Genomic DNA, 22,615 nt, shown 5'->3' with positions numbered 1-22,615 from the left:
CCGGCTCGGCATCCGAATCCGGCCGCACGCCCGACTCGTCCGGCGACTTCGGCCCAGGGTGGGACGCGGCTTCCCACTCCGCGTCCATCTGACGCATCCGCTCGACCGTCGCCTCGAGCTCGGTGAGCATGCCCTCCAGCACCGGATCCCGCACCGGCTCCGCACCCGGACGCCGCTGCGCGGCAGAGCTTTCCGGTTGCGGCGCGTCGGCCAGATGGGCGGGCAGCGGTGGCGCATACGGGATATCGGCGCGCCAATCCGACAGCGGTGGGCGCCGATCGTCCCAGTGCGGCCCCTCGAGCCGCGCTACGGCCTCGTAGATCTCGTGCCACGTGACGTTGTAGTCGCTCTCCTCGCGGAACCTGCGCGCCAGCTCCGACCACGCGTGCGCGTCGGTGACGAGCCGGAAGTCCTCGGGCAAGGGATCGCCGTCGGCGAGCCGGCCCCACGCCTCGGCGACATGGGCCAGCCGATCGAGTTGCCGCCACTCGAGCTGGCCGGTGTCCGGATCGAGCATCAACAGCTCGTCCTCCATCAGCAGCTTCTTGATCTGCCGCAGGTCGTCGGCGGTGAGATCGGGCGTCCGCGTGCGCATGTGGTCGTTCAGGGCGGCGCGCAGGGCATCGGCGTCCGCACCCTCGACCATCATGTCGACGATGTCGCCGAGGATTCGCCGACGCTGCTCCGTATCGAGCGAGCCGTCGAACTGCCGCTCCAGTACCGAGTCCGCCACGTCGATGGCGTCCCGCAGCCGGGCCAGCTGCGCGTCCAGGTCGCCCGTCGGGTCGAGCGCGGCATGCGGCAGCACGCGGCGACGGAGCACATCGATGACCTCCCGCGCGGCCGCGTCGCGCTCCCGCTGGTGCTGCTCGCGCACCCGCTCCGCGATCCGGTCCACGTCGTCGGCGTCAGCGAGGAAACGCTGGTACTGCTCGTCGGTCCAGCGCTGGACGCGAGCCCAGTCCTCGCGCCGCTGCCGCGCCCGATCGCGCAACTGCTCCGGGGTGCCCCGGTCGTCGGTGACGTCGTCCGCCTCGACGGGACGGACGAACGGCTGGTGCTCGGACTTCGGTGCGCGGAACCACGGATGGCCCTTGAAGCCCGGGCGGAGCCGGCCCGGGTTGTCCCGATCGGCGAACCAGGTGAAACCCGATAGCTTCGCCGTCTCGATGATCACCCGCATCACCTGCGAGATCGCGTCCGCGAACGGCATTTCGTAGGTGGGGACGCTGTTCGGGTTGACCGGTGATCCGCCACCCACGATGTGCGGCAGCAGATCCTGGTTCACCGGCTCCGGCGGCGGGGGGCTGTTCGGACCACGCGGCGTCGGGTCGGGCGGCGGCGGGTCGGCGAGCCAGTCGTGCACCGTCGCCTGGATCTGGTCCACGGCCCAGCTGCTGACGCCTTCCGGCAGGTCGCGATCCTTGTAGTCGTGCTCGGCCACCCCCCGACGGTTCTGCTGCCAGTCCGGCCGGGACGGATCGACCTGCTGCCACTCCCCGTTCGCGGCCCGCCACATCGCCATGTCCAGGCCGCGCGGCGGCGTACCCCGGTCTCTCGCCCCGAAGCTGCCGCCCACGTGACGAAGCTGCGGCCCGGCCAGGTCACCATCGATCGTCCAGTCGCCGACCCGGTTGGAGGTGACCCGGCGGTACTCCACCGTGACGTCGGGCCGCATCATCGCGCGCACCACGGCTTCGGAGGTGTGCAGGGCGTGCTGCAGCGCCAGATCGTGGTCGCTCATGCCCCGATCGATCGAGGGCGCCAACGGTTCCCGTGGACCGTAGACGATGATCCGGGGCGGGTCGCCGTCGACCACGCCGACCCAGTCGGTCTCCATCCGGCGCCCGGCGGCCTCGATGTCCCGGTGCCCGGCACCCGCGAGCTGTGCCATCCGATCCTGGATCCGGCCGATCCGGTTGTGCGCCTCGTTGACCTCACGGGCCACCTCGTCGAGCATGCCGATCTCGCCGGACCGGTCGGGATGATCGGCCCCGAGCCGTTCGACAGTCTCGGCCAACCGATCCGGGCCCAGGGCGGCCTCATCGACCATCCCCTGCTCGTCTACCGAGCCGAGCCGCTGGGCCAGATCGTCCCGCATGCCGCGCCGCGGTTTGATCCGCAGCAGCTCGCGGGCGCGCTCGGCGGCCGCTCGATGCTGCTCGGTCAGGGTCTCCGCCAGCAGCGGCCTGCCCTCGACGGCGCCGTCGCGGACCAGTTCTCGGAGCTGACTGTCTACGACCGCGATCCGCTCGCGCAACTGGATGACGTGCTGGGCGGCCTCCTCCAGCTTGTTCAGATCCCGCAGCCGCCGCGCGCGATCGGCGGCCGAGCGCTGTTCGCTGACCTGCCTGCCGGCGTCCTCGCCCAGCGGAGCGATGTCGACCGTCCGGCGGGTGGCCGCCTCGTCCAGCCGCCGCATCGTGTCGGCCAGCGATTCGCGCGTGCCGAGGGCCCGTTCCGGATCGGCGACGTCCATCAGCCTGGTGATCCGGTCGTCGCGCTTGGCCTGCCAGAACTCCATTTCGCGGGTGAGCCGGTGACGTTCGGCCAGCATCCGGTCGTACTCGCGGTTCGCCCATTCCGTGGCCGCCTCGACATCGCCCGGTTGCCGCGCACCGTCCTCGTTCGACGGCTCGTCACCGTTCGTCCGGTCCGTGCCCTCGCCACCCTGTTCGGGCGGCGGCCACACCTGTACCTGGTACGGCTCGTTCGCCGCCGACTCGTCGCGGTTGTTCGCGCCGTCATCCGGTTCGTCCGGCGTACGAGCGGGCGGATCGGCGGGCGGCTTGTTCGACCCACCGTCCGCGGCGGAGGTCTGCGGGGGTTTCGCCGCCTCGTCGTCGGAATCGTTGCGGGCCGATGGCGCAAACTTGCGGTCGCCCGGCTCCGGACCACCTTCCGGCTCGTCGGGTGCGGGAGTGGCCCGCGGCGGACCATTACGTCCATCGCTCGGCAGGTCGACGTGGTCGGGCTCGAGCGACAAGGGCGCGTCACCCGTGTCCGGCGGCGCGGCGGCCAGACGGGTCAGCAGGTCGTGCAGCGCACGGGCGGGAGCGCTCGCGGGTCCATCATCGTCGCCACGGAGCACGTGATCGGCGAACGCCTCGGGAAGCGCCTCCTCCGGCCGGAGATTGCCGTCGCGGTCGAAGCTGTGGCCGCTGAGCTGGTGCAGCCAGTCCTCGAAACCGAGATCCGGGGGGCGGGTGTCGTCGTCCCGATAGCGCTGGTAGAGGTATTCCTCGGCCCGATGACGAGCGCTCTGCTGACTCGCGTAATCCAGCGCGTGCCCGTATTCGTGCGCCACCACGGCCCGCACCGGACGCCGCAGCACCTCCGGCGAGAAGCGGCCGTTGTCGACTCCGAGCTGCATCCGGTCGCGGAAGGTCTGCGCACCGGTCGCATGGTCGTAGCTGAGGATGATCGACTCGGTGAACATTCGGCCGGAGGCGTCCAGCCGCGGCTGTGCCATGCCGATCACTTGGGGCGGCAAACCACCGATCCCGATGCTGCGCAGGTCGGCGCTCGGAAACCGGTCCACCAGATCGACCATCGCCCTGGCGTATTCCCGCACCACCTCGGGATTGAGACCGGGCAGATCGAACCCGAAGACTTCGAAGTCGGGATTGCGCATCTCGGTGCGCAGGTGCTCCTGCAACCGCGCACCGACCTCTTCCGGATTCAGACGCGACCAGTCGTCCTCGCCCGGTACACCGAGCAGCTCGGCGTCGCGAGCGGCCGCCGCGTCGCTGTCCCCGTCCTGCCGGGGAAGAGCCGATTCGTCGGCATCAGGGGCTGGGTCGGCGTCACGTGCCGGAGCGGCGGCGTTCGCGTCACGGGCCGGGGCGGCGGCGTTCGCGTCACGGGCCGGGGCGGCGGCGTTCGCGTCACGGGCCGGGGCGGCGGCGTTCGCGTCACGGGCCGGGGCGGCGGCGTTCGCGTCACGGGCCGGGGCGGCGGCGTTCGCGTCACGGGCTGGAGCGGCGGCATTCGCATCGCGGGCTGGAGCGGCGGCATTCGCATCGCGGGCCGGGGCGGCGGCGGGCGGCATCTGATTCGGCGTCCGCACCAGCGCGGGCGATTCGATGCCGCCGATGACATCGATCCGCACGAGCACACCGTCGCGTTCGAGATTGAACTCGCTGACGGTCACGTCCCCGTTCTTGGCGACGTGCACCAGGTGGTATTCGACCTCCAGCGTGCCGTCCCGATGCGCCGCGAGCAGTTCTTCACGAGCCCGCAGCAGCGCTCGCCCCTCGGCACTGTCCGGATCGACGCCGCGCGCGAGCATCTGCTCCGGCGTCTCGGTCAGAATTCGCCGCAGATTCTTATCGATCGCGGCCGTGCGGCGCAGATACTCCGGCGAACCCTGCTGCGCCTCGGCGACTTTGGAGCCGCCGAGCTGCGAACCGACACCCTTGGCCTCGATCACCACCAGCTTGGGCGGCCCACCGTCCACACCGGGGACCAGCACCGCGATGTCGACGGTATCGGCGCCATCGATCGCGCCGACGAAAGGCGACAGCAGCACCGCGCCCGGCCGCTTGTCCGCGTCGAGCGCGAACGCCTTGCCGCCCAGCTCGCCGAGCGTCTTCGACGCGTTCACCAGCAACGGACCGAGCCGGTTGAACTCCGCGGCGTTGCGCTCCATCTCGGCAAGGCGATCCAGCTTGGCCAGTTTCTCCGCATCGCTCAGCGACGACTCCAGGATCGCGGTCTCCAGAGCCTGCACTCGCGGCTGGAGCTTTTCCTCGGCCAGATCGCTGATCTTCTTGATCCCGAACTCCGCCATGTGCCGCTTGACCGCGTCATTGGCTGTGTCGCGTTGGCTCTGTATCGTCGCCCGCTCGGTGACCACCTTCGCGATCCGACCGGCGATCACCTCATCGACCACCGCGTACGAGTCCTCGGGTCCGGGATCGGCCAGGAACCGGTAGGGCCGCTTCGTCAGATGATCGGGGAGGAATTCATTGTTCAGCGCGTCGCGTAGCCGGAAGGTGTCGTCGCGGTAGGTGTCCGGGGCGTCGTCCCGGTGATGCCATGTGCCGTCGGGATCTCGGTAGGAGTCGGGGGGATCGCCGAGCTTGTGCAGCAGTCCGTCGGCGTCGCGGTACATGCCGGCCGGAACGTCGTCGCCTGCTCCGTGCTCCGACCGGTGCTCGGCCTCGTCGGACTCACCGAGGAAGTCCGGTGTCTCGTCGAGTGTCCGGGCGCGCTGGGGCTGCGCTGTGTCCTCGTCCACCGAACCGTTGCGGTCCAGCGGCGCCACCCTCCGATCGCCCGGCTCCGGCACGTCGTCGGCGTCGCGCGGCGGCACCGGATCGGACGCTCGCCGCGTCTCGTCCTGGGCGGCCGGGTCGCGGTCGCCCGGCGGAATCCGTGTCGGCTCCGGCGGGTTCGAGCCGTCCCGAGAGCGCGCCGGATCCGGCGCCGGGTCGGACGGCGAACGCGGCGGTATCGGAGCATCGTCGGCGGACCGCCCACCGGCGACACGCCACCAGGTGTCGGCATTCTTGCGGTGCTCGCGGGCATGCCATTCCGCCTGCGATGCCCGCAGCCGCAACGACCGTTTCGTCACTCCTTCCGGCAGATCCGAATCATCGATGCGGTCCACCAGGTCACGTAGGCGCCGCGCCTGCTCAGCTTCCCGCCGTGAGTGCATGTCGGCCATCTCGGCCCGCATCCGCGCCCGGAACTGCTTCGGCGTCTCGTCACTGCGCCGACCGGCGATCTCGCCGTCGCGGCCGTAGATCGGGCGGTCGTCGGTCGGTCGCACCCTCGGGTCGGACCCGCTGGGCGGCACCGCCTTGCCCTGTCCGTCGAACAGGATCGCCGACACCGCCCGGAGTTCCGCGGGCGCGTCCGGCGGGAAGCCCCTGCGGATCTCCGCCTGCGGATCGGAAACCTCGATGCGGAATTCGCCGGTGTCCGGGTTCATGCGCACGGTCAGGGTGTAGGCGTGGGCGCCGACTCCGTGCTCGTCCACCGGGCCGGCGTATTCGTCCACCACGAGGGCGCGCGGGCCACGGCCTTCGGCGACATCGCGCGGATCCATCCCCGCGGCCATGCGCAGCAGTTCATCGGCGACGCCCTGATGACGGGACTGGTCCGGCCCGCCGTCCGGGTAGTCCCACAGGCGTCCGCCCGCGGCCTGCTGGATGTCGCGCAGCGACATGCCCCCCTCGCCGACCGGTTCGTCCGGCGGCCGGATGGTGTCGCTTCCGGTGGCCTGCTGGATCTCCTCGAGCGAGAGCCGGGCGCATTCCCCGCGGTTACTCGGATCCTGCTGTGGTTCATCCGGTTCCGGATCGTTCCGGGTGGTCTCGTCGGAATCCCTGCGACCCGGGCCACTGGAGTCGGGACCTGGTCGGCGCGCCGTCCTGGAATCGCCGGAGTCACCGGCGAGCGGCAACAGGACCGGCTCGGCGTCCTCGCGGCGGCTGTCTTCGGACTCGGGAGTATCGCGAGATCGCGACGTCTCCCCCTCGGACCGGTCCGCACCAGCCTGGCGCGCCTCACCATTCGGCCGGGTCTCACCCGTCGACCGGGTCTCGCCGGTCGGCCGCGTCTCACCCGTCGACCGAGTCTCACCGGTCGGCCGCGTCTCACCCGTAGGAAGCGTCTCACCGGTCGACCGGGTCTCACCGGTCGGCCGGGCCTCACCCGTAGGAAGCGTCTCACCGGTCGACCGGGTCTCACCGGTCGGCCGGGTCTCACCGGTCGGCCGGGCCTCACCGATCGGCCGGGCCTCACCGATCGGCCGGGCCTCACCGATCGGCAGCGTCTCACTCGTCGGCCGGGCCTCATCCGTCGGTCGCGTCTCATCCGTCGGTCGCGTCTCATCCGTCGGTCGCGTCTCACCCGTCGGTCGCGTCTCACCCGTCGGTCGCGTCTCACCCGAGGGCCGACTATCCCCGACCTGCCGAGTCTCACCGGTTTCGCGCCTGGATTCGGCTCGCGGCGCCTCGGAGTCGGCTTTGCCCGCCTGCACCGCGGCCCTGTCACCGGTCGCGGCGGTGCGGTCCGCGACACCGGCCCGAGCCCGGTCGACGGGCGCCTTGCGAGCCCCGTCGTCCGTCGTGGCAGCTTGGGTGCGCGGGTCCGCGGACGGCGCGGTCCGCGCGTCGCTCGATCCGGGCGAAGCGGGCGACGCGGATGTGGCCCCCGGCGCCACACCGCTCGACGGAGGCGCACTCGTGGTGGTCGGCCCGGCGGGCGGTGTCGCCGCCGGGCCGGTCAGCGGAGCGCCCGCGACCGGTGTCGCGCCGGTCGGCGCCGTGTCCGACGACGACCGCGTCTCCGGGTTCTGCACGCCGTCGACGGTGCCGCGTTGCGTGCCCGCCGGATCGCCCGCCACGGCGCTATCCTGCTGTCCCGCAGAGATATTCGGTTCCTCGGACCGGTCGGCACCAGCCTGGCGGTCGTGCCTTCCTTCGTCGGCGAGTCCCGCGCCGGTGTCGGACGACGCACGCTCACCCGACGAAGACTGCTCACCCGCTGCGGACCGCTCACCCGACGAGGACTGCTCCCCGGACGACGCACGCTCACCCGACGACGCACGTTCGCCGGAGGCACCGGACTCACCGGACGCTTGCGCCGAGTCGGGCTCACCGTTGCGCGCCGCCTGGTTCCCGTCCGACCGCGCCCCATCGGAGTCCGCGTTCGAAACCTGGTCCCCGCCAGACGAAGCAGTGTCATCGGCGGTGCCGGTACGCGACGTGTCCGAACTGGCGGGGCTCGTCGAGGTATTCGTGCCGTTCCCGGCCGCGGCGGGCATTCCGGCGCGGGGAGCGCCCGTGCCGTTCGACGCCCCCGGACTGCTAGAGGTACCGGCGGGGTTCTGCGCCCCGGCACCGGGAGCCAGGCCGCTGCCGTCGCCCGCACCGGGCGTTCCCGCACCGTCGGGCCGGAAACCCACTCGCGGACCGCCCACGTCGGCGAAGAGAGTGTCCAGGCGAGTTCCCAGATCCGGGCGGCTCATCGTGGTCGGCATGATCTTGTTCCACATCTGCGCGGAACCGACCTTGGCGACGCTGGTCATCGCGCCGTTGGAGGCGCCCGCGGTGAACATCCGCCAGTCGACCGGGGTGTTCCCCAGGTTCTGCAGCGCCTTGTCCAACCCGTCCGTGGCCACGTCGAACCCGAACTGCGTCGCGGTCGCGGCCACGAAACCCGCTCCCGCACCGGCCAATCCCGCCGTTGTCCCCGTGATCGCGCCGCGCAGGAACGGATTGAAGTCCGGACCGAACCTCCGGGTCAGCGCATCGCCCACCTTCTCGCCGAGCGGTCCGGCCGCGGCGCCACCCGCCGCGGAGCTGACGGCGGTCACGATGACCTGTTCGACGTTGATGTTCTTGCGGTGCCCCTGGTCCACCTGGTAGGCCTGCACGCCCAGTTCCTGCATGGTGCCGAGGATCGTGTCGATCGCCATGTGCCGGAGCACGAACCGCACGAACCGGTTCGCGACGATCCGCCCGACCCGCTGAATCACCGCCTGCACCAACCGCTGGCCGATGAGCCGGACCGCGATCCGGGTGAGCGCGATCGCCGCCGCGTCCACCGCGGGCTTGAACGGACCGGAGAAGAACGACGCCGCTAGCTCGGCCGCCAGCAACGCCAGCGACGACCAGTACATCAGCTTGCCGTACTCGATCTCGGTGCCGACGTCGTAGGCGCCGTCGCCGATCTCCTTGAAGTAGTCGGCCAGCTTCGACAGCGTCTGGTCCTCTTGCGGATTGCTGCCGCTGAAGGTCAGGAAGCTGTCGAAGGCCTTGACCATCTCCTCGTAGCCGTCGCCCGAGGGATAGGCGGTCATCGACGCGCTCTTGGCCGCCTGGATATCGGGGATCACCGAGCGCAACTCGGACGCGGCGGTACGCCAGTCCCCGCCCAGGCCCCACATCTGGTCCTCGTTGCCCTCGGGCCACTCCATGCCGACGATCGGCTCGAGGTACTTCAGTGCGGCAGGCAGCTCGATGGCCATGGGCAGCTACCTCGTTCGCCCGGTCCGGCTACCGAGTTCACCAGCTCGAATCGGTGACCGATCCACCACGATCGCGTTCTACGGTCTCGGTATCGGTGAAGCGCATGCCGCTGCCGTCGGAGAACTCCCTGCGCTCGCGCGCGTTCGGCGGCGCCGTCGGCGCGGGCACCGGCTCCGGTGCGCGCAGGTCGGGCATGCCCTCGACCAGGTCGGACAGCTTCGGCATCCGTGCCCGATGGGTGTCCAAGGGAGCCATCAGATCCCGTGTCTTGCGGGCCACATCGGCGCTGGCCTGCTGGGCGGCCTCGGTGATCGCCTTGGCGATCTCGGCGTAGCTCAGCTCCTCGATGTTCGGCCCGAACTGGGTGTCGATGACCGTGTTGTCGGCGTTCACGATCACCGTCACCCGCTTACCGCGCACCGTCGCGCGGCCGGTGAGTTCGGCGCGCTCCTGCTGCAACCGGGCGATGATCCGCATCTGCTCCTGGACGCCGTCGAGGATGTCGGCCAGGTCCGCCTTGGCTTGCTCGTTCGTCATGGTCGGTAACCCCGGGCTCAGCGGATGCCGTCGCGGTTGCCGTGCTCCATGTCGCGCAGCAGGTCGGCGGTCTCGGTCTGTCCTTCGCTGAAGTTCTCGAATGTGCCTGCGACGTTGCGAGCGCCCGAGATCAGGTTGTCCCGAGTGGTGGTGTAACCACCTTGGCCGTCGGGACCGTTGGCGAAATTGCGGCCGATAGTATCGTCGCCCCAGCAATTTCCCCGCGCGGCGATCGACGTGCTCAGCCTGTCGATGATGCCGTTGACCCGGTCCTGCACATGCCCCGTCTTCCGGGCCGCCTTGCGGAACAGATGCTCATCGAATTCGACATTGTCCGCCATCGCGTCCGCTCCTCCACCCTCGACTCCTTCCCAGCCACGGTAACACCGGATGACTAATCACCAGTGACGCCAACGTGAACGGGAACTTCCTCGGCGCTTGCGGGCAGACGCCGCACCAGGTGGGGCACGGTCCGAGTCACCAGATCTCGCCGGTGCCCCCAATTTTCGGGGCAAGACACCGGCTCGGAGCTACAACGTGAGGACTCACAACTCCAGCATGACGGTCACCGGGCCGTCGTTCACCAAGTCGATCCGCATGTGCGCACCGAACCGCCCGGTGGCGACGGTTGCGCCGAGTTCGCGCAACGCGTCCGCGAACATGTCGACGAGGGGTTCGGCGATCGCCCCGGGAGCGGCCGCGGACCAGGACGGGCGCCTGCCCTTCTTCGTGTCCGCGTACAGGGTGAACTGACTCACCACCAGGATCGGCGCGTTCAGATCCGCGGCCGAACGCTCACTGTCGAGGATGCGTAGCCGCCAAACCTTGTCGGCCAGCGCCTTCGCGGTCGCCTCGGTGTCGGAGTGCGTCACGCCGACCAGCGCGACCAGGCCGTGCGGGATCCCGCGGGCGGCCGGATCGATCCGGCCGACGACCTGGCCGTCGACGGTGACCTGGGCCGAACTCACGCGCTGCAATAGGGCTCGCACAACCCTCGATCATGCCTTCCGGGCCGGCACGGGTGGCCGGACGGGTGGCCGCCCGCCGCACAGCCCGGTCAGCCCGGCCGGATACAGGTGCGCGCGGGCGGCAACCATGACAAACTCGGTGCGCAGAAGGATGCGTAGCGCGGTTGCCGCGCGGTGGCGGAGGATCATGCTGGAAACGAGGAGCGCGATGGATCTGGACGCGATGGAGCGTCAGATCGCGGCGGATCGGTATGCGGCGCTCGACCGTACGGTCGAATCCGACTTGCGCTTGGCCACCTCGCTCGGCGAACTCGCCAAGGGGTTGATAGCCACCAAGACCAACGGCTCGACGCGCGACCGCACCAGGGAGGCGCTGGCGCCTGCCGAGGAGGCGGTGGCGATCCGCCTGCGCCTGCTGTCCAGGGGCCAGGTGCTGACCGCCCGCTTGGCGGGCGAGTTGAACGACGCGCTGCGCTCGTTCGAGCAGGCGGCACGGCACAGCGGCCGCAGGGAACTGGCCACCACGACGATCCGCCGCGCTTGCGACGTCTACCGCCAGGTCGCGCGGGACCATCCGGAGGTCGCCGGGCCGTGCGCCGACGGTCTGTCCAAGTGCGGTGTGTGGCTGGGCAGGCTGGACCAGGACGCCGCGGTAGCCGCGACCGAGGAGGCGGCCCGCATCCGCGCCGGCCTGGCCGCGGCCAATCCGGAACTGTCCGGTAAATACCTGGCCAGCCTGAGCACGCTGCTGCGCACGCTCATGGTCGGCCGGTCGCGCAAGCAGGCCATCGCCATGTACCGAGAGCGGTACGCCGCGTTCACCTCGACCAGTATGTCGATCCGGTTGCGCGCGTGCGGCGTCCAGGACCTGGACCTCACTCCGAAGTCGCACCGGGCATTGGTCGAACTGGGCTGCCGCACGCTGGAACAGGCGGGACGGCTCACCCAGCAGCAGGTGATGTTCAAATCCTCCGGCGACCTGTCCACCGTCGAGGAGATCAACTGGAAGCTGGCGCTGGTCGGCCTGCGACCGCTGGCTCCCGGCACCGAGCAGGATCAACCGGCGACGCCCGTGCAGATCGGCTCCACCTTCGGCGCGCTGAGCGTGTACCTGCCGGAACGGGACGCCATTGCCCAGGTACGCGCCGCGATCATCGCTGCCTATGCCGTCGACGACGCCTACCCCCTCGACCGCGAGAGCTACCTCGGTACGAACGACTCGAAGTGGAAGAGCCGCGAACCCGAACTGAACACCTCGACCACCCTCGGCGACGACATCGTGCTGATCGATCAGCCCTACGGCGGCTGGGTGACGGTCATGAGCCTGAACTGGGAACTCACGCCGGTGGCGAAAAACCCGCTGGCCCTGCGCCTGTCCCAGGACTGGCCGGTCGCGGCCATCACGGTCACCGAGAACGTGGCCTACGAGCTGTGCTGGTACGAACGGGGCGCGGCCACCCAGTACGCGGCGCTCGGCCGTCCGGCCGGGCAGGCTCCGCTCGACAAGCCGCTCGCGCCTTTGGACTTCGAGACGCTGGCGTTGTACAACCCCGACCGGGCCACCGAGACCAAACTGCGCGCGGCCTTCGGTAACACGAAAGTGTTCGCCAACCTCACCTATCTGCCGGACTGTGGCCTGCGCCAGATCAGTGTCGACACGCCGTTGTCCGAGCACGGCGATCGCGTCCTGTTCTTCCGCACGACGCCCTGAGGCCCGGCCGGGACGCCCCTGTCGCAGGACAGATTTGCGGCAAGGTAGCACGCATGGTTGCGAGGCGGTGAACAAAATCTCCTCCGTTCCCGCCTCCGCATCCACACAGGTCAGTTGACCAGGAATACGTCTGCCGAAGTGAACACGGAGCGGTCCATCGAATCGTGCTGGTTACCGCACCCACCGGTAACCAGCAGGCAAACGAATTTCTCGAGAACTAATTGAACGGAATGTTTGATCTCTTCCATGGAGTGCTCTACTGAGACAACGCCCGCACGGTGTACCGGATCACAGCACTGATGCCGCAGCACCGGCCGGGCGGCTTGGAAAAAGTCGAACGAAGCTACCCGAGGGCCCCATGGACCAACTGGCGTTGGCGGACACCCCGACCGCCCGATGCGCCTACTATCGACACAACTGCGATCTGCCCGCCGGAGTTCATCCGGAACTCGGCCGAATCGTCGTCCGCGCCGGATTCGTCGGCGCGATCACGATGCCCGCCGCGTTGGGGCAGAAGGTTCGCGACGATCTCACCCAGCGCCGAATCGGGCTGGGTCCGATCGTCTCGCACGTCCGGTCCAAACGGTGGACCTTTCTGACCCGCCCCGATCTACCCGACGACGTCCGGCTGTTCGCCGAGCTGTTCCGCCTGAACGTCTCGATCGTGCCCAGCGGCGGTGAGATCGCCCTGCCGTCCCCCGTCGATGCCGACGCGGGCTACCGGCACTGGATCGTGGCTCCGCAGAACGGTTTCCGCCCGTCCGGCTCGTCCATCGTCGACACCGTCCGGTCCTGCACGAGAACGGGTAGGCGATGACGACCGGGGCCCTGCCCGCGAAACATCAGGTACTGCAAGCTTGTCGAGGTGAACTGCAAGAGACCAACCCGCTGCTGCGCGGCGCGCACGAACTCACCACCCTGCACGAGCGCAGGCTCAGCGCCGCTCACGATTCGCTCGACGAGATCGATGCGTTGCGTGCCGGCCTGATTCGCGACATCGATCGCTGGATCACGGTGCAATTGCCGCCCGCGCACGGTGCGGCGCACGTGCACACCGAGACGGTCGGCGCGGTGATCGACCGTCTGGCCCAGTTCACCGCGAACGCCTACGCGGCGCTGGCCAGCGCCTCGGAATGGGATCTGTGGGACGCCTGGCAGCGCTTGGCCGAGCTGGCCGTCGGCTACGACGACCTGGCCGCCGAGGTCTGCGCGGGCGTGCGCAGACTTCCCGGCGCATCGTAGGTTCCGTCGCGGCTCCCCCTCCGTAGAGTTGGACGTATGGGGAGTCCGGCCGAGCACGACGACGAAAAGTTCGCCCTGCACGCCGGCAGGGCGAGTTCGTTCGGCGCTCACGCCGCCGCGTACGCCGAACATCGTCCCGACTATCCTGCCGCGGCCATCCGATGGGCGCTGGCCGCCGTCGCCGACCGCCGGCCGCTCACCGTTCTCGACCTCGGCGCCGGAACGGGCAAGCTCACCCAGGGCCTGCTCGAAGTCGGCGCGACGGTGATCGCCGTCGAACCGGACGAGCACATGCGCGCCGAGCTGACCCGCCGGTTCCCGGGCGTCACCGCGCATGCCGGTGCGGCCGAGGTCATTCCGCTCGCGGACGCTTCGGTGGACGCGATCGTCGCCGGGCAGGCGTTCCACTGGTTCGACCTCGACCGTGCCTATCCGGAGTTCGTCCGGGTGCTGCGGCCCGGCGGCGTTCTCGCGGCCTTGTGGAACACCGACGACAGCTCGGTGGATTGGGTGGCGGGGCTCAAGCAGGTCGCCGAATCCAGCGTGTCCACGGCCCTGCCTCCGAGCGGACAGATCGAGCTTCCTACCCACCCGCTGTTCGACAAGCACGAAGTCGAACGGTCGACATTCCCGCACCGGCACCGGCGCACCGCCGAGTCCCTCACCGCGACGATCGGCACGCAATCGCACACGCTGGTGATCTCGCCCGAGGAGCGGGCCGAAGTGCTCGGCCGGATCATGCGCTATCTGCGCGGTAGGCCGGAGACCGCCAGAGGCGAATTCGACCTGCCCCTCGTAACTTTGGCACTGCGATCCACACTGCGCGCCGCCGACTGAGCGGCTACTTACGCAGACCGAATCCCCAGGCCACGACGCTTCCCCTCACTCAGGTCGAGACGGCGGACAGGCCCGACCGTCACGAACTGCGGCGCGTGCCAAGCCAATTCGAGTAGCGGCCTACTCACGTCTGCGCTACCCGCCCGGCCATACGCTGACAGCATCGTTCAGAACAGTATCGAACCAAGGAGAAAAGTAACCGTTCCATCCCGCACGGGCACCGCCCCGGGCTCACCGCTTCGGCTGAACACGCAGGACGCGGGTGCAAGGAATGACGTCACCGATCCAGCGAAAGCTGGGTATCGCCCGGTGGTCGTGTCGACGCATGGTGTCGACACGCGGACACGCGGCGAAATCGACCAGGAACCCTGGCGTCGGTGCGGCTCGTTTCCTCGCCGCGCAGTGTTGCCGAACCGGACGGCCCGACGGCCGCGCACCCGCCGTGCGCTACTCCGGACGCAGCGTCAGGATCCGCGGCCCGTCCTCGGTGACCGCGACGGTGTGCTCCCAATGTGCCGCACGGCTGCCGTCCACGGTGACCACGGTCCAGTCGTCGTCGAGCACCTTGGTCTGGGTGGTGCCGAGTGTGAGCATCGGCTCGATCGCGAGCACCGACCCCACCACGAGTTTCGGCCCCTTGCCCGGTTCGCCCTCGTTGGCGAGGAACGGGTCGAGGTGCATCTCGCGGCCGATGCCGTGCCCACCGTAACCGTCGACGATGCCGTAGGCGCGCCCGTGCTCCTGCTCGGCTGCCCGGGTGCCCAGCTCGATGGCATGCGAGACGTCGGTGAGCCGGTTACCCGGCAGCATCGCCGCGATACCCGCTTCCATCGACAGCTCGGTCGCCACGCTGAGCAGCCGGTCGGCCTCGATGATCGTGCCGACGCCGAACGTCCACGCCGAGTCACCGTGCCAGCCGTCGAGAATCGCCCCGCAGTCGATGGAGACCAGATCGCCCTCGGTGAGGATCTCCTCGGCGGTCGGGATCCCGTGCACCACGCGATCGTTCACCGACGCGCAGATGGACGCGGGGAAGCCGTGGTAACCCTTGAACGACGGCACCGCGCCCGCGTCCCGGATCACCTGCTCGGCAACCTCGTCCAGTTCCAGGGTGGACACTCCCGGTTTGGCGGCCGCGCGCACCGCCACCAAGGCGCGGCCGACGATCGCGCCGGCCGCCGCCATGGCATCCAGTTCGCCTGCCGTCCGGAACGGCACGACCTTCTTCTTACGGTTGAAGACCATCCCGGCCTCAGCGCTCCATCGCGAACCGGCTCAGTGGCCCAGCGCGCGCAGCGCCCGCGCGTTGACGTCGTCGACCTCGCCGACACCGTCCACCGAGACGACCAAGCCGTCGTAGTGGTCGAGCAGCGGCTCGGTCTCCTCCCGGTACACCCGCAGCCGGTTGCGGATCACGCCCTCGTTGTCATCGGTACGGCCGCGGGCGAGCATCCGCTCGACCACGGTGTCCTCCGGCACGACGAAGCGCAGCACGGCGTCGAGCTTGGTGTTCATGTCCTTGAGGATCTTCTCCAGCGCGTCGGCCTGGTCGACCGTGCGCGGGTATCCGTCGAGTACGAACCCGTTGGCGGCGTCGGGCTCGTTGACCCGCGCCTCCACCATCCGATTGGTCACGTCGCTGGGCACCAGGTCGCCCGCGTCCATGTACTTCTGCGCCTCACGGCCCAGCGGGGTCTGCTGGCTGATATTCGCGCGGAACAGGTCCCCGGTGGAGATGTGCGGAACGCCGAGCTTCTCCGACAGCAGGACAGCCTGGGTGCCTTTACCGGCGCCCGGCGGACCGAGCAGTACAACTCTCACTTGAGGAACCCTTCGTAATTTCGATTCATCAGCTGGCTCTCGATCTGCTTCACCGTGTCCAAACCGACGCTCACCATGATCAGCACCGCGGTACCGCCGAACGGGAGGTTCTGGACGCCACCGGAAGCACCGATATCGAGGAACAGGTTCGGCAGCACAGCGACCAGACCGAGATAGATCGAGCCGGGGAGGGTGATACGGCTCAGGACGAAGTTGAGGTAATCGGCGGTCGGCTTACCGGGGCGGTAGCCCGGAATGAAGCCACCGAACTTCTTCATCTCGTCGGCGCGCTCCTCCGGGTTGAAGGTGATCGCGACGTAGAAGTAGGTGAAGAACACGATCAGACCGAAGTAGATGGCGATGTACACCGGGTTGCCCGGGTTCACCAGATACTTCGCGATGATTTCCTGCCACCAGCTCGGGTCCGGGTTGTTCTGCGATCCCGTCAGCTGCGCCACCAGGTTCGGCAGATACAGCAGCGACGAGGCGAAGATGACCGGGATGACACCCGCCTGGTTCACCTTCAGCGGCAGGTAGGTCGAGGAGCCGCCGTACATCTTCCGGCCGACCACGCGCTTGGCGTACTGGACCGGAATCCGGCGCTGGCCCTGCTCGACGAAGATCACGGCCGCGACGATCGCCAGCGCGGCGACACAGACCAGGCCGAACACCAGACCGCCCCGGCTGTCCAGGATGGCCTTGCCCTCGGTCGGGATGCGGGCGGCGATACCGGCGAAGATCAGCAGCGACATGCCGTTGCCGATGCCGCGCTCGGTGATCTGCTCGCCGAACCACATCACCAGCGCCGCGCCCGCGGTCATCACGAGCACGATGATGATCATGCCGAAGATGCTGGTGTCGGCCAGGATGTCCTGCTGGCAGCCCTGCAGCAGCTGGTCGCGGGCCGCCAGTGCGACCAGACCGGTGGCCTGCAGGATCGCCAAGGCTATCGACAGGTATCTGGTGTACTGCGTCATCTTGGTCTGGCCGGATTGGCCTTCCTTGCGCAGTTCCTCGAACCGCGGGATGACGACCGTGAGCAGCTGGATGATGATGCTCGCGGTGATGTAGGGCATGATGCCGATCGCGAAGACCGACAGCTGCAGCAACGCACCACCGGAGAACAGGTTGATCAGCTGATATATGCCGGCGGACTCACCGCCGGAGACCAGGTCGATACACTCCTGGACCGCCTGGTAGTCGACGCCGGGGGACGGCAGCGAAGCACCCAGCCGGTACAACGCGATCAACCCCAGCGTGAAGAGAATCTTCCGCCGTAAGTCCGGAGTCCGGAAGGCCGATACGAAGGCGGAAAGCACTGATCCTCCTGGCGAACGACATGGTCATGACATGGATGTTCAGCGATGTCCCTGCTCGACATAGAAGGGACGCCGAAAACCACGACGAGGCTTGGCAGACAACAATTGAACTCTAACAGTGGCACCGGACGAGCCTTCACTCGTCCGGTGCCGCTGTAATGCAGAGTACCGTCAGCCCAGCTCGGTGACGGTGCCACCGGCGGCGGTGATCTTCTCTTTCGCCGAGCCGGTGACCTTGTCCACGGTCACCTGGACCGCGACGCCGATCTCACCATCGCCGAGGACCTTGACCAGCTGGTTCTTGCGAACCGCGCCGGCCGCCACGAGCTCGGCCTTGCCGACCTCGCCGCCCTCGGGGAACAGCTTCGCGATGGCGCCGACGTTCACGACCTGGTATTCCGTGCGGAACGGGTTCGTGAAGCCCTTGAGCTTGGGCAGCCGCATGTGCAGCGGCATCTGCCCGCCCTCGAAGGCGGCAGGCACGTTCTTGCGTGCCTTGGTGCCCTTGGTACCACGGCCCGCGGTCTTGCCCTTGGAGCCCTCACCGCGACCCACGCGGATCTTTTCGGTCTTGGCGCCGGGAGCCGGACGCAGGTGGTGCAACTTGATGGTCATGTCAGACCTCCTCAACGGTCACGAGGTGGCGCACGACGTTGATCAGCCCGCGGTTCTGGGGGTTGTCCTCGCGGACCACGGTCTTGCGGATACCGCGCAGACCCAGGGTCCGAAGGCTGTCCCGCTGATTCTTCTTGGCGCCGATCGAGCTCTTGATCTGGGTCACCTTGAGATCTGCCATTACTTGACACCTCCGGCAGCCTGAGCGCGCGCACGCAGCATGCCGGCAGGAGCGACGTCCTCGAGCGGCAGGCCACGGCGAGCCGCGACCTCTTCGGGACGCTGCAGCTGCTTGAGGGCAGTAACAGTCGCGTGCACGACGTTGATGGCGTTGTCGCTACCGAGCGACTTCGCCAGAATGTCGTGGATACCGGCGCATTCCAGCACGGCACGAGCCGCGCCACCGGCGATCACACCGGTACCCGGCGAGGCCGGACGCAGCATGACCACACCGGCGGCCGCCTCACCCTGAACCGGGTGCACGATGGTGGAGCCGATCATCGGGACGCGGAAGAAGTTCTTGCGAGCCTCTTCGACGCCCTTCTGGATGGCCGCGGGAACTTCCTTGGCCTTGCCGTAGCCGACGCCGACCAGACCGTTGCCGTCACCGACGATCACCAGGGCGGTGAAGCTGAAGCGCCGACCACCCTTCACGACCTTGGAGACGCGGTTGATCGCGACGACGCGCTCGAGTTGGTTCTTCTCCGCGGCGCTGTCGCGACGGTCGCCGCCGCCCCGACGGTCGCCACCACCGCGACGGTCGCCGCGGCCGCCCTCGGGGGCGCTGCCATTCTGTCCGGCGGGTCCGCTTCCGCCGTCACGCCTCTGACGTCCCGGCATCAGACGTTCCTTCCGTTCTTGTTATCGATCATCAGAATTTCAACCCACCTTCGCGAGCGGCATCGGCCAGTGCGGCGATCCGGCCGTGGTAGTCGTGCCCACCACGGTCGAACACGACGGCCTCGACACCGGCGGCCTTGGCCCGCTCGGCGAGCAGTGCGCCGACCTTCTTGCTCTTGGCCGACTTGTCGCCGTCCAGCGCGCGCACGTCGGCCTCGATGGTCGAGGCGGCGGCGATGGTCTTGCCGATGGAGTCGTCCACCAGCTGCGCGTGCAGGTGCCGCGAGGAGCGGTTGACCACCAGGCGCGGACGCTCGGTGGTGCCTTCCACCTTCTTGCGCAGGCGGAAGTGACGGCGCGTCTTCGACAGGCGACGCTGCGTCGACACGTCCTTGCCCAGGGGGATGCGCTTGGCCTTCTGGTTTTCGGTTTGCGCCATGATCACTTACCCGTCTTTCCGACCTTGCGGCGAACGACCTCGCCGGCGTAGCGGATGCCCTTGCCCTTGTACGGGTCGGGCTTGCGCAGGCCGTGGATGACCGCCGAAATCTGGCCGACCTTCTGCTTGTCGATTCCGGACACGGAGAACTTGGTGGGCGATTCCACCGCAAAAGTGATGCCCTCGGGCGCCTCGATCGGCACCGGGTGGCTGTAGCCGAGGGCGAACTCGAGGTTCTGGCCCTTCAGCGCGACGCGGTAACCGACGCCGAAGATTTCCATCTTCTTCTCGTAGCCCTGGGTCACACCGACGATCATGTTCGACACAAGGGTGCGGGTCAGGCCGTGCAGAGCGCGGCTGCGGCGCTCGTCGTCCGGGCGAACGACCTCGAGCTGGCCGTCCTCGCCCTTGGCGACAGTGATCGGCTCGGCGATGGTGAGCGACAGGGCGCCCTTGGGCCCCTTCACCGAGACGTCCTGGCCGTCGATGGCGACATCGACACCGGCCGGGATTGCGATGGGCTTCTTACCAATACGCGACATTGTCCTGACCTCCCTTACCAGACGTAGGCGAGGACTTCGCCGCCCACGCCCTGCTTGGCCGCCTGCTTGTCGGTCAACAGGCCGGAGGACGTGGAGATGATCGCCACGCCGAGGCCGCCGAGCACCTTGGGCAGGTTGGTGGATTTCGCGTACACGCGCAGACCGGGCTTGGAGACACGGCGCACGCCGGCGAGGCTGCGCTCACGGCTCGGGCCGTACTTGAGGTCGACGATGAGCGTCTTGCCCACCTGTGCGTCCTCGGTCCGGTAATCGGCGATGTAGCCCTCACGCTTGAGGATCTCGGCGATGTTCGCCTTGAGCTTCGAGTGCGGAGCCTTCACCTGATCGTGGTACGCCGAGTTGGCGTTGCGCAGACGCGTCAGGAAGTCTGCGATCGGATCAGTCATGGTCATGGTTCGACCTAGACACCTTTCTCGCCGCGGTTCCCATACAGCGCCACCGTGCACATCGGCACGGCCGGCGGTGGGCCTACGACAATTCGGATGGTCCGGCCGACCCTTGCCGACCGGAGGAGGTTCGATCGCCCGAGCGCACGCATGCGGACATGGAGGTGCCCAGGCAACCGCTCTAGTGTAGGCAAGGGGTTCACCAGGGCAAAATCGGGGTCGGTGAGCACCCGGTTTCGTCCCGCTCATGACCAGCGGAAATGGCCGGTGACCGGGCTAGCATAAGACCATGTCGAGTCCAGGCGTCGAACGCCCCGACCTGCCGGAGTTCATGACCTGGGAGGATCTCGAGCAGCTACCCGAAGAGATCGCCGCACAGATCGAGCTGTGGAACGGGCGCGTCGTCTGGCGACGGCGCGGACCCGCCGAACATCAAGCGTTCACCTTCGCGCTGACCAGCGCACTCAAGCGCTGCGCACGCGACGGCATGGCCGAGCAGCCACAAAGCTGGTGGCGCGTGGACTTCGAAACCAACGTCTTCTTCGGCGACACCGGGAAGTCGGACTTCGTCACCCCCGACGTCGTTGTCTACCGCCGCCTCGACGCCCCCTACCAGGACATTCACGCCCAAGACGTGCTACTCGCAGGCCGAATCCGTTCTCCGTCGAGCATCGAGATCGACCCGCAGGACGAGCAGAGGCGCTACGCCGATGCGGGCATCCCCTGGTACTGGGAAGTAACGCTCGCGCGCAAGAAGAGCACCATCGCAATGATCCGCGCCTACGCACTGGAAACCACCCCCGGCACGCTCCCACCCGGCGCGCACCCGCTATATCCGGCCAACTACCTCCTGATCGGCAAGTGGTCACCGAGTGATTCCGACGCCATCACCATCGACTTCCCGTTCCCGATCCACATCCCGTGGTCGGACCTGGAGTTCTGATTCGCGCGAATTGATATCGCCGCTCCCCTCGGAGAGCCGCACGACGTAGTCGCGACCGCCGCCTCAGCCGACGCACCGAACTCGGACCGACCCCGTCCGAACTCGTCGCCCGACTCGACGGCCGCACCAAGAGCTTCCGGATCGAGGGATCGGACGCCGTCCCCAACCCTCCGGTCCGCACCGGCCCTGGGTGGCCGTACCGAACATCGCCAACGATGCGCGCGCCGGTCTCACCTCCCCACGGTGGCATATATGCCACAATACTCATATGCCTCTCAAGCGCACCATGGTCTACGCCGACGCCGAAGACCTAGCCGTCATCAAAGAGGCCGCTGCGCGGAGCAATGTCAGCGAGGCAGAGATCATCCGCAATGCAATACATCTGGCCGCGATGCGGGTGCGCCGCCGATCTGAACCATTGCGTTTGAGGCGTTTCGCGAGCGGCGATCCGACGCTTGCCGAACGCGTGGACGACATCCTCGCCGACGACTTCGGCGACAACTCGGACACCCGGTGATGCTGGGCATCGAGGGCCCGGGAATCGTCATCGCCGACACTTCGGGGCTCATCGCCGCATTCGATACCTCCTCACCCGACAGCGACGGCGCCTTTCTGGTCCTGGAACAAGCCGGACTCGTCATCCTGTCGCCGCTCGTTCTAGCCGAAGTCGACCACGTTGCGCGTCGAGAACTCGGCCAGCGCGTCTCCACCGAAATGCTCGAAGACCTGGCCACCCAAACGCGCACCGAGCACTTCGAGATCGCTGTGGTGACTGCCGACGTTCTCGATCAGGCCAACGCCGTGCGCAGGCTCTATCCGGCCCTGCGGCTGGACATCGCGGGCGCGGTGACGGTAGCCCTGGCCGCCGACTACGAGACCAACGAAGTACTCACGCTCGACCGAAGAGACTTCCGTGCCGTGACCCCACTCACCGAGCACAAATCGTTCCGAGTACTACCGGACGATCTCCAGCGATGATGCTCCGCCGGAGCGCGCCGACGCGTACGAGCTTCGCGAGTGGCACACAGCTGTGGCGAATTACGAGTAGACCTCTCGATGATGTGCCACTCACGGCCGACTCGATCAGCGATGCGTGAGGGTGTAGCGACCGGGCGCTACCTCGCGGCTGTACCAGTCCGCCGCGGCATGGCGGACCATTTCGCATGCTTCCCAGCTCACGTTGCAACGGAGGATGGCTACAGTTGCCGTTTTCGGCGATGGATGCAATGCCAAGCAGCCGTGTCAAATTTCTCTGGTCGGCCTCTTACGAATTGAATTCGAATCACTCGGCCTCGGCATAATTTGCCGACGTTTCAACACCCCAGTCGGTTCCAGCGAATATTGTGATTTGTATCACATTGCCATGTTGCACCCTTTTCCTCCCGCCTTCGTCCGTCGAACTGTAGACCT

At 68.1% G+C, this 22,615-nt stretch carries 20 protein-coding genes; 7 read left to right on the top strand and 13 right to left on the bottom strand.

Annotated features, from left to right (window positions below; translation table 11 throughout):
- From ON19_RS04845 to dtd, 4 genes are all read right to left on the bottom strand, one after another.
- Positions 1–8,983 (bottom strand): WXG100-like domain-containing protein (locus tag ON19_RS04845; protein ID WP_043687420.1); only part of this gene is annotated, 8,983 nt, incomplete at its 3' end.
- Between the two features lie 37 nt (positions 8,984–9,020).
- Entirely contained in the window at positions 9,021–9,521 is a 501-nt protein-coding gene (locus ON19_RS04840) for a YbaB/EbfC family nucleoid-associated protein (RefSeq protein WP_043687417.1), read from the bottom strand.
- A gap of 17 nt (positions 9,522–9,538) precedes the next feature.
- The gene (locus tag ON19_RS04835) at positions 9,539–9,862 is read right to left on the bottom strand and encodes a hypothetical protein (protein ID WP_043687414.1); all 324 of its coding nucleotides are present in this window, start codon (positions 9,860–9,862) and stop codon (positions 9,539–9,541) included.
- Between the two features lie 204 nt (positions 9,863–10,066).
- The gene (dtd, locus tag ON19_RS04830) at positions 10,067–10,510 is read right to left on the bottom strand and encodes a D-aminoacyl-tRNA deacylase (protein WP_043687410.1); all 444 of its coding nucleotides are present in this window, start codon (positions 10,508–10,510) and stop codon (positions 10,067–10,069) included.
- Positions 10,511–10,676: 166 nt separating this feature from the next.
- Between dtd and ON19_RS04825 the strand changes: the two genes are divergently transcribed.
- The 4 genes from ON19_RS04825 to ON19_RS04810 all read left to right on the top strand — a co-directional run bounded on the left by ON19_RS04825 (position 10,677) and on the right by ON19_RS04810 (position 14,279).
- A complete protein-coding gene (locus tag ON19_RS04825) occupies positions 10,677–12,200 on the top strand; it encodes a hypothetical protein (RefSeq protein ID WP_227954470.1) in 1,524 nt (507 codons plus the stop codon).
- A gap of 358 nt (positions 12,201–12,558) precedes the next feature.
- Entirely contained in the window at positions 12,559–13,017 is a 459-nt protein-coding gene (locus ON19_RS04820) for a hypothetical protein (RefSeq protein WP_043687402.1), read from the top strand.
- Positions 13,014–13,442, top strand: a complete 429-nt coding sequence (locus tag ON19_RS04815) for a DUF4254 domain-containing protein (protein ID WP_043687399.1) — start codon at positions 13,014–13,016, stop codon at positions 13,440–13,442. The genes ON19_RS04820 and ON19_RS04815 overlap by 4 nt, the downstream gene beginning before the upstream one ends.
- A 36-nt stretch (positions 13,443–13,478) precedes the next feature.
- A complete protein-coding gene (locus ON19_RS04810) occupies positions 13,479–14,279 on the top strand; it encodes a class I SAM-dependent methyltransferase (protein WP_051168541.1) in 801 nt (266 codons plus the stop codon).
- A 447-nt stretch (positions 14,280–14,726) separates the two neighbouring features.
- Here ON19_RS04810 and map read toward each other — a convergent pair whose 3' ends face one another.
- The 9 genes from map to rpsH all read right to left on the bottom strand — a co-directional run bounded on the left by map (position 14,727) and on the right by rpsH (position 20,268).
- A complete protein-coding gene (map, locus tag ON19_RS04805; RefSeq protein WP_043687395.1) occupies positions 14,727–15,524 on the bottom strand; it encodes a type I methionyl aminopeptidase in 798 nt (265 codons plus the stop codon).
- 30 nt (positions 15,525–15,554) lie between these two features.
- The gene (locus ON19_RS04800) at positions 15,555–16,100 is read right to left on the bottom strand and encodes an adenylate kinase (RefSeq protein ID WP_043687391.1); all 546 of its coding nucleotides are present in this window, start codon (positions 16,098–16,100) and stop codon (positions 15,555–15,557) included.
- Entirely contained in the window at positions 16,097–17,419 is a 1,323-nt protein-coding gene (gene secY, locus ON19_RS04795; RefSeq protein ID WP_043687389.1) for a preprotein translocase subunit SecY, read from the bottom strand. The genes ON19_RS04800 and secY overlap by 4 nt, the downstream gene beginning before the upstream one ends.
- 171 nt (positions 17,420–17,590) lie before the next feature.
- Positions 17,591–18,034, bottom strand: a complete 444-nt coding sequence (rplO, locus tag ON19_RS04790; RefSeq protein ID WP_051168540.1) for a 50S ribosomal protein L15 — start codon at positions 18,032–18,034, stop codon at positions 17,591–17,593.
- Between the two features lies 1 nt (position 18,035).
- A complete protein-coding gene (gene rpmD / locus ON19_RS04785) occupies positions 18,036–18,215 on the bottom strand; it encodes a 50S ribosomal protein L30 (RefSeq protein ID WP_043687386.1) in 180 nt (59 codons plus the stop codon).
- The gene (rpsE, locus tag ON19_RS04780; RefSeq protein ID WP_043687383.1) at positions 18,215–18,874 is read right to left on the bottom strand and encodes a 30S ribosomal protein S5; all 660 of its coding nucleotides are present in this window, start codon (positions 18,872–18,874) and stop codon (positions 18,215–18,217) included. Before rpsE ends, rpmD begins: the two co-directional genes overlap by 1 nt.
- Positions 18,875–18,905: 31 nt before the next feature.
- On the bottom strand, positions 18,906–19,313 hold the full coding sequence (rplR, locus tag ON19_RS04775) for a 50S ribosomal protein L18 (RefSeq protein ID WP_051168539.1): 408 nt from the start codon (positions 19,311–19,313) through the stop codon (positions 18,906–18,908).
- A gap of 2 nt (positions 19,314–19,315) precedes the next feature.
- The gene (gene rplF, locus ON19_RS04770) at positions 19,316–19,855 is read right to left on the bottom strand and encodes a 50S ribosomal protein L6 (protein ID WP_043687380.1); all 540 of its coding nucleotides are present in this window, start codon (positions 19,853–19,855) and stop codon (positions 19,316–19,318) included.
- Positions 19,856–19,869: 14 nt separating this feature from the next.
- Entirely contained in the window at positions 19,870–20,268 is a 399-nt protein-coding gene (gene rpsH / locus ON19_RS04765; protein ID WP_039795549.1) for a 30S ribosomal protein S8, read from the bottom strand.
- 283 nt (positions 20,269–20,551) lie between these two features.
- On the opposite strand from rpsH, the gene ON19_RS04760 reads away from it, so the two are divergent.
- The 3 genes from ON19_RS04760 (at position 20,552) to ON19_RS04750 (ending at position 22,183) form a co-directional block, all read left to right on the top strand.
- Positions 20,552–21,205, top strand: a complete 654-nt coding sequence (locus ON19_RS04760) for a Uma2 family endonuclease (RefSeq protein ID WP_051168538.1) — start codon at positions 20,552–20,554, stop codon at positions 21,203–21,205.
- A 268-nt stretch (positions 21,206–21,473) separates the two neighbouring features.
- The gene (locus tag ON19_RS04755; protein WP_043687377.1) at positions 21,474–21,722 is read left to right on the top strand and encodes a ribbon-helix-helix domain-containing protein; all 249 of its coding nucleotides are present in this window, start codon (positions 21,474–21,476) and stop codon (positions 21,720–21,722) included.
- The gene (locus tag ON19_RS04750; protein WP_043687374.1) at positions 21,722–22,183 is read left to right on the top strand and encodes a PIN domain-containing protein; all 462 of its coding nucleotides are present in this window, start codon (positions 21,722–21,724) and stop codon (positions 22,181–22,183) included. The genes ON19_RS04755 and ON19_RS04750 overlap by 1 nt, the downstream gene beginning before the upstream one ends.
- Positions 22,184–22,615: the final 432 nt, after the last annotated feature.

The organism is Nocardia abscessus NBRC 100374, assembly GCF_000308455.1.
Lineage (GTDB): Bacteria > Actinomycetota > Actinomycetes > Mycobacteriales > Mycobacteriaceae > Nocardia > Nocardia abscessus.
The sequence above is the reverse complement of the archived record's forward strand: the minus strand, read 5'-3'. Positions and strand labels throughout refer to the sequence as shown.